This is a genomic window from Catenulispora pinistramenti, assembly GCF_018274385.1.
Classification (GTDB): Bacteria; Actinomycetota; Actinomycetes; order Streptomycetales; family Catenulisporaceae; genus Catenulispora; species Catenulispora pinistramenti.
This window is the reverse complement of sequence record NZ_JAAFYZ010000147.1, coordinates 18,987-27,043: the sequence shown is the minus strand read 5'-3', so window position 1 is coordinate 27,043 and position 8,057 is coordinate 18,987. Positions and strand designations below refer to the sequence as shown.

Genomic DNA, 8,057 nt, shown 5'->3' with positions numbered 1-8,057 from the left:
GCCCCACAGCCCCTCAGCCCCCAGCCGGGACCGAAGCCGCCGCGCCACCATCCGCACTCGGGCTCGGCTCGGGCCGGTCCCCGTTCTCAAAGCTCTGCCTCTGCAACCGATAGGCCTGCGCGTACCACCCATCGCCCGCGACCAACTCCGCGTGCGTGCCCTCCTCGGCGACCACGCCGTCGGCGAACACGTAGATGTAGTCCGCGCACTCCGCCACGTTGCCGAGGCGGTGGGTGATCATCACTATCGTGCCGCCGTACTCGCGCAGCTGCCGGTAGAACGAGGCCTCCGCTGCGGCGTCGAGGCTTGACGTCGGTTCGTCGGCGATCACCAGAGCCGCGCGGCGGAAGAAGCCGCGCGCCAGCGCCAGGCGCTGCCACTGGCCGCCGGACACTGATAGGCCGCCGGTGAGGCTGCGCTCCAGCAGGGTGTTGTAGCCGCGTGGCAGGGCGCTGATGAAGGTGTGGGCGCCGGCGTGCTGGGCCGCCTGCTCGACGCGGTCGGGTTCGGGCGGGGCCGTCCACTCGCCGATGCGGATGTTCTCCCCGGCCGTGAATGGGAAGCGGGTGTGGTCCTGGTCGATGAAGGCGATCCGGGAGCGGAGTGTCTCGACGTCCATCTCCGCGCTGTCGACGCCGTCCCAGCTGATCCGTCCGGTGTCGGGCAGATACAGGCGCGCCAGTAGCTTGGCCATCGTGGTCTTCGCCGCGCCGTTCTCCCCCACGAACGCGACCACCTGTCCGCGCCGCACGCGTAGCGAGACGCCCGCGACCGCCGGTTTCGCGGCCCCCTGATACGTGAAGCCCACGTCCTCGGCGACGATCTCCGCGAAGTCCGCCGGCGCGGTTTCGCGGCCGATCGGCGGCAGGTGCCCGGCGGCGTCGGCGCAGAATGAGCGGTAGTCCTCCAGGTACAGGCCCTCGGCATACAGATCGTTGATATCCATCGCCAGGCTGAGCAGGGCCTGCTGCACCCGGCTCACCGCCAGGTATGCCGTCCCGCCGACCGCCAGCGGGATTGCCTGCCGCCACAGCAGCAGTGCCAGCACCGCGTAGACGACGCCGGTGAAGAACCCTGCGATGGCGTTGCCCGCCACCATGCTCATCGTCTCGGCGCGGACCAGTTGCAGCCGCTCGGTCAAATAGGCGTTGGTGAGCTTGCGATACCGCTCGACCAGGTACCCGGACAACGACAGCGCTCGCACGGCCGCGGCCGAACCCGTCGTCGTGGACATCTGGATCAGCAGGTTCTGCCGACGCCGCCCCTCCACCCAGCGCACGAAGACCTTGTAGTCCAGGCGCGCCACCCGCACCGCCGCCCACCAGCGCGGCACCACCGACAACAAGAGCAGCGGCACCAGCACCGGGTGCAGGACCGCGAGCACGCCGGCCACGCCGGCCAGCGTCGCAAGGCTCTGCAACACCTGCTGGGTGACCGTCACCATGACGCGCGCCGAGATGGAGCCGCGCTCGGCCCGCTGCGAGGCGTCCACCCAGTCCGCCTTGTCGAACGCGACCAGCTCGGCGCGGGTGGACAGCTCCTGCAACCGGATCGTCGCCCGGGCGTCCATCATCGGCCCCAGCTGCTGCGCGAACGCCTTGGCCATCGAGTCGCACAGTGACCGCGACGCGGTCAGGACCAGCACCAGGACCATCGACGGCAGCGCCGCTCGGATCCGGTCCGGCGTGGCCCCGGCGCCGAACAGCGGGGCGAGGACGTCGGTGGTGGCGTAGAGGCTGAAGGCCCCGGCCACCGCCGAGGCGGTCTGCACCACCAGCAACGCCACGGTGCGGGCCTTGGACGCCTCGGCCGCCAGCCGGATCGATGTCACGATCAACAGCGGCAGCCGGCGCGCCACGGTGCGGTACTTGGTCCCCGCGGTGTCGATGTACCCGGCTTCCCAGCCGTCCGGGTCCCCCGCCATGTCGTCGACCGCGGTCACCGCCACCGCGTCGACGTCGAACGCCTTGGTCATCCGCCGCCAGAGCCGAGCCCATCGCGCCATCTGACCAGTCTCGCCGCCCCACGGTGAAACGTCGAACCCTTAGACGGTGCGCGATCGGCTCGATCGGCGCGGTGGCGACCTCCGCGGCAGCTCCTGCACGAACTCTGCGCGGAACTGATTGAAACTGAGCCTTCCCAAACACTTGCGCACGGCGCTCGCGCTTCTTACGGTGACTCCGCGAGATCAGTCCTCTCCCTCGGAGGTGAAATGTCCCGTACCGTCCCCCACCGGCGGCTGTTCGGCGCCGTCACCGCGGCCGTGATGGTGTTCGGCGTGCTGAGCGCCGCCGCACCCGCGGTCTCGGCGAACGCCGGCGCCCCAGCGCCGGCCGCCGTCGCCACGCCGGCGATCAACACCCACCCCTCCTACAACGGCCTGTCGCTGACCCCGCCGATGGGCTTCAACGACTGGGCCGGCTTCGAGTGCAACAGCGACATGAACGAGGCGCTGTTCACCAAGACCGCCGACGAGATCGTGTCCCTGGGCCTGAACAAGCTCGGCTACGACTACGTCAACATCGACGACTGCTGGATGCAGAAGACCCGCGACGCCAACGGCAACCTGCAGGTCGACGCCACCCGCTTCCCGCACGGCCTGAAGTGGCTCGGCGACTACATCCACAGCAAGGGCCTGAAGTTCGGCATCTATGAGGACGCCGGCTACAACACCTGCCAGGGCGCGGCCGGCAGCTACGGCCACTTCCAGCAGGACGCGAACCTCTACGCCTCCTGGGGCGTGGACTACCTCAAGCTCGACTACTGCTACGAGCCGATGGACCAGTTCCCCGGCAAGACCGAGAGCCAGGTCGCGCAGATCGTCTACACCGAGGCCAGCCAGGCGCTGCTGAACACCCACCGCCCGATGCAGTTCTCCGAGTCGGCCCCGGCCTACGTCTGCTGCTCCGGCCCGGACTTCACCAACGAGCTGACGTGGCTCTATCAGCACGGCAACCTGTGGCGCTTCGGCTCGGACATCTACGACGCCTGGCCGAGCGTGCTGGAGAACTACAGCGAGGACAACACGCCGGGCCTGGCGCAGTGGGCCGGTCCCGGGCACTGGAACGACGCGGACATGCTGGAAGTCGGCAACGGCGGCCTGACGCCGACCGAGGAACAGACCCAGATGACGCTCTGGTCGGAGATGGCCTCGCCGATCCTGTTGTCGACCGATCTGTCGAAGCTGACGCCGACGGAAGTCGGGATCGTCTCGAACCGCGACGTCGTGGCCGTGGACCAGGACAAGCTCGGCGCGCAGGGCACGATCGTGCAGTCCGGCACCGGCTATGACGTCCTGGCCAAGCCGCTGGCGAACGGTGACGTCTCGGTCGTGTTGTTCAACAAGGGCGACACCGCGCAGACCGTCACGACCAACGCCTCGACCATCGGACTGCCGGCCCGCGACACGCCGTTCCGGCTGACCGATCTGGTCAGCAAGGCCGTGAGCGCCAGCGACGGCACGATATCCGCGGCCCTGGCGCCGCACGCGACCGTCATCTACCGCGTCCACCCCGGGGCCGACAAGCACCTGCCGATCCACACGGCGGCCACGATCAGCTCCTCGCCGCTCGTCGCCGGTGTCCCGACTCCGGTGACCGTCTCGCTGGGTGACTACGGGTACTTCGACGCCCAGCAGCCTTCGGTCACGCTGAAGCTGCCGACCGGCTGGACCGCCACACCGAAGTCGGTACGGTTGAAGAACATCAAGCCGGGCACGTCCGCGACCGCGACGTTCACCGTCACCGCGAGCGCACCCCCGCCGGGCAAGGTGACGACGACGCTGACCGCGTCCGTCGGCTACCGCGACCGCGGGTCACCGGCGACCGACCGGGCGGACCTGTCCAACGTCACCAACACCCCGTTCCCGACGCTGGCCGGCGCGTTCAACAACATCGCGATCAGTGACGAGAGCAATCCGGCGCCGGGCAACTTCGACGGGAACGGAGACAGCTACTCCGCTCAGGCGCTCGCTGTGGCCGGGGCCACGCCGGGAGCCACGATCACGGCCCAAGGCGCGACGTTCACCTGGCCGTCCTCGGCTGCCGGGACGAACGACAACGTCGCGGGCAGCGGGGTCATGGTGGACGTCAGCGGGCAGGGCTCCAAGCTCGGCTTCCTCGGTTCGGAAGCCGGCTTCGACACCGACACAGTCACCGTGACCTACACAGACAGCACGTCGACCAGCGGCAGCCTCGGATTCCCGAACTGGTGCTGTGACACGCCGACCGATCACGGCGCCACCACCGCGATCGTCACCGACCATCGGAACACGCCGAGCGGTCCGGCGAACTTCGGGACCGACTACGACGTGTTCTACAACTCGGTCCAGATCGACGCCTCGAAGACGGTGAAGACCGTGACCGTGCCGAACGACGCGGCGATTCACATCTTCGCGATGGCTGTTCAACCCTGACCGGTTGGGGGCGGCGCCGCTCACCTTCGCACAGCCAGGTTTTGAGATTTCCTCACACCCCGGCGGCGCCGCCCTTAACCTTAAGCCTCATGACCACTGCCTTTCACCGCAGACGACTCACCTACTGGGGCGCGGCCGCCGCCGCGTTGGTATTGACCGGCGGGGCGATCGCCGTGGCCGAGCAGGCTTCGGCCACCGGCACGTCCGCCGCCGGGAAGGTGCTCTGGAAGCCGAACACCACGGTCGGGCCCACGTCGTTCGCCTCGGTACAGTGCGCGACCGGGAACTTCTCCGTCGTCAGCAGCGGGAAGGGCAAGGTCTGGCAGGCCTACCAGGCGGCCGGCCAGGAGCGCTGCGAGGCACTGGGCCCGGTGCTCACCGACGGGCAGACCTTCTACGTCGGCTGGTCGTCCAAGGTCGCCATCGACGACAGCAACGACCGCTACATCTTCCAGCTCAAGTGCGACCCCAGCACCGGCACCGCCAACCACCCGATCGAGATCGACGCGACCAACGGCCGGGTGCGGTTGCAGGAGTGGGACACCAACCACGCGGCGCACCCGATCTGGACCGCGCCGATCTCGAACAACCAGTGGCACTCCTACGCGCTGAAGATCCACCTGGGGCGCACCGACGGGACCATCGACCTCTGGTACGACGGCAAGAAGCAGACGTTCAGCACCGGGTCCGGGACGTTCACCGGGACCACGTACGACGGCACCAGCGACTACCTGAAGTGGGGCTCGTACCACCCCTCCTCCGGGGCCGCGTACAACACCTTCACCAGCCCGACGATGGCGACGACGTTGCAGTTGGCCACCGCGGGGTCCTAGGGCCGACCCGCAGTAGCGCGCCGGACAGGGGTGTCGGCGGCGGGCGGACGGAGGTACTAGCCGCGCGCTCGCCGACGCTCCCGCCCCTGTTCAGGGCGGATACGTTTCCGTCCGACCATCTGATGATCTATCGCAGCAGACTGTCTTCCGCTATGGTCACTTCATGGTGGACATCCGCGAGCTGGCCCGTCTCAGCGGCGTCTCCCCCGCGACCGTCTCGCGCGCGCTCAACGACCGTGCCGAGGTGAGCCCGGAGACCCGGCGGCGGATCCTGGAGATGGCCGATCGACTGGGCTACTCCCCCAACCAGCCTGCGCGGACCCTGGTGCGGCGCCGGTCGGACATGATCGGGCTGATCTGGGACACCGGCTACTCCAACCAGGACCGGCGGCACCCCTTCCTGCTGGACCTGTTCGTCGGGATCAAGCAGACGCTCGCCGAGTCCGGCTACCACCTGATGGTCCTGTCCACCGCGGACGCCGCCAGCCCCGAGGACGTCGGCCTCTACCTGCGGGCCGCCCAGCAGCACAGCCTGGCCGGCGTCATCATGATGGGGGTGGAGGCCACCCACCCGGCCATCACGGCCATGGTCGACTCGGGCACCCCGTGCGTCGCCATCGACCTGCCGCTCTACCGCAACCGCACGACCTACGTCACCTCCGACAACCCGGCCGGCGCCGCGACCGCCGTCCGCCACCTGCACTCCCTCGGCCACACCGCGATAGCCACCATCACCGGCCCCCTGACCCTGATGCCGGCCGCCGAACGCCTGGCCGGCTACCACGCCGAAATGGCCCGCCTGGGCCTCACCCCGGACCCGCGGCACATCGTCGCCGGCGACTTCTTCCTCACCAGCGGCTACGAAGCGGCCCGCCAACTGCTCAGCCTGCCCAACCCGCCCACCGCCATCTTCGCCGCCGGCGACGAGATGGCCATCGGCGCCCTGCACGCCCTCGCCGACGCCGGCCTGCGCGCCCCGCACGACATCGCCGTGGTCGGCTTCGACGACATCGAAGCGGCGGCCCTGGTACGCCCGACACTGACGACGGTCGCGCAGGATCGGGTGGCGCTCGGCGCGGGCGCTGTCGAGGCGCTGGTGGACGCGCTGGACGGGGAGGTCGCTTCGGCACATGCGCCGCTGCATGTGGCGACGCGGTTGGTGGTACGGGGGTCTTGTGGGGCGAAAGTGCTGGCGGGGTAAGAGCCTGCGCGGATTGGTAGCCGGTCGGGCCCACCCAGCAGATCGGCGCGCGGCGAGCCGCTGCGCACCTTTTCCTTTAACCGGCTTGGTACTCCGCTTCCTTTAGCCGGCTCGGTGCTCCGCCTCGAGTTCCCAGACCAGGTCGGACGCCGCGACCGAGGTGATCGGGTGGTCCCAGTGGAAGGCGGTCCGCTTCGCGACCAGCTCCTCGGGGATCGCCATGTGGACGGCGACCCTTTTGCCCACCGTGAGGAGATGGCGGTGACAGTAGGTTGAGTGGGGTAGGTCACGATGCAGCGTCCTGAGCCATTTACGGATCCAAGCAGAACCCGCCGACTGCCGGGAGCATCAGTCGCCCAGATTCGCGCCCGGAATCGGCAAGCCCATCAGAGCCCCCACCGTTCGATCGTCTACTGCCTGGAACAGGGCGTCGGTGTGGGCCGGGTCAGGCTTCGCGGTCAGCCGCACCAGGTGCTCGGGACCGCCCACGACCGTCGCGCTGGGGGCGGTCAGGAATCGTGACCACGGCAGGCCGGTCTTCGGCTGGGTGCCGGTCTGGATCGTCGACGTCATCGTGGTCGCGTACTTCTGCGCGGTCGTGTCATCCGGGGCGGCGACGCAGAGTACGTCGGTGGCGTCGGTGGCGGAGGTGACCCGGTCGCCGGCCGCGAGTCCAGAGTAGCCCGGCGAGCCGATCATGACGGCGTTCTCCAGCACCGCCGCGGTGGGATCGCCCAGGCAGCCGGCGAGCGCCGAGTCCAGCTTGTCGGCCGACAGTGCCGGGGACGTCGGGTCCAGGGCGGCGTCCAAGTCGGCGTTGTCGCGCCCGTAGATGATCTTCGTGGTGGTGACCCGCAGCACATCGAGGGAATCGTCGACGCCGGCCTTCTGCAACGCGTAATGGGCCGCCGAATCGACCGGCACGTCCCACTCGGTCTGGCCGCCGCCGAGATCCTTCTGCGTCAGGCCGGCAGCTGCCAGCTTCGCCCCGATCGCCGCTGGATCGAAGTGCCCTTCCAGAACCCCCACCGCGTGCTGCGGATCGCCGACGTCGATCGCCTGGGCGGCTTGGCTCGGATCGAATCCGACCAACGGCGTCAGGGAACTGAGGACCGCGGCGTTGTAAGCGTCCAGACCGCGGGCTTGCAGCGAGGGGAAGAGGTACTGCTCGGAGTCGGCGGGGGGCGAGGAGGTTCCCTTCCAGAGCGCGGTCAGCTGCGCGGTCTGGCCGAAGTCGACGTACGCGCGGGCCGCCCCGGTGTCATGGAACTGCTTCATCTCCTCGATCAGCGCCGCGGAAGGGGAGGCCGCCTGACCGTCCGCCCCGTCCGGACCGATCGACCCGCTGCTGGAGCATCCGGCTCCGGCGACTGAGACCGCGACTGTGACCGCGACCACGGCAGCCATCGCCGCGTATCGGTTCCCGCGCATCCACGCCCCTTTACAAATTCTGTATGTGCGGAACATAGGAATCCGCGCAGTTCATGGCCGTGCTCAGCGCTCCGAGTCGTCATGGTGAGCGTTGGCCACACCGTATCAACGGGGTTCGAGGAGGGGTCCTCCGCACGTGTCAGTAACCTGCGAAACGCTCGAACAACTGAGCACTCAT

The 8,057-nt window shown here is 69.0% G+C and carries 5 protein-coding genes; 3 read left to right on the top strand and 2 right to left on the bottom strand.

The features are described from left to right. Nucleotides 1–13: 13 nt before the first annotated feature. On the bottom strand, nucleotides 14–2,005 hold the full coding sequence (locus KGQ19_RS32650; RefSeq protein WP_212016442.1) for an ABC transporter ATP-binding protein: 1,992 nt from the start codon (nucleotides 2,003–2,005) through the stop codon (nucleotides 14–16). Nucleotides 2,006–2,212: 207 nt separating this feature from the next. Between KGQ19_RS32650 and KGQ19_RS32645 the strand changes: the two genes are divergently transcribed. The 3 genes from KGQ19_RS32645 to KGQ19_RS32635 all read left to right on the top strand — a co-directional run bounded on the left by KGQ19_RS32645 (nucleotide 2,213) and on the right by KGQ19_RS32635 (nucleotide 6,448). Continuing rightward, entirely contained in the window at nucleotides 2,213–4,414 is a 2,202-nt protein-coding gene (locus tag KGQ19_RS32645; RefSeq protein ID WP_212016440.1) for a beta-sandwich domain-containing protein, read from the top strand. Nucleotides 4,415–4,503: 89 nt separating this feature from the next. After that, nucleotides 4,504–5,247 carry a heparin lyase I family protein gene (locus KGQ19_RS32640; protein ID WP_212016423.1) on the top strand — a complete coding sequence of 248 codons (744 nt, stop codon included), beginning with the start codon at nucleotides 4,504–4,506 and terminating at the stop codon, nucleotides 5,245–5,247. Nucleotides 5,248–5,410: 163 nt separating this feature from the next. Next, nucleotides 5,411–6,448 carry a LacI family DNA-binding transcriptional regulator gene (locus KGQ19_RS32635; RefSeq protein WP_212016420.1) on the top strand — a complete coding sequence of 346 codons (1,038 nt, stop codon included), beginning with the start codon at nucleotides 5,411–5,413 and terminating at the stop codon, nucleotides 6,446–6,448. Nucleotides 6,449–6,796: 348 nt separating this feature from the next. Here KGQ19_RS32635 and KGQ19_RS32630 read toward each other — a convergent pair whose 3' ends face one another. Beyond that, the gene (locus KGQ19_RS32630; RefSeq protein ID WP_212016418.1) at nucleotides 6,797–7,879 is read right to left on the bottom strand and encodes a hypothetical protein; all 1,083 of its coding nucleotides are present in this window, start codon (nucleotides 7,877–7,879) and stop codon (nucleotides 6,797–6,799) included. Nucleotides 7,880–8,057: the final 178 nt, after the last annotated feature.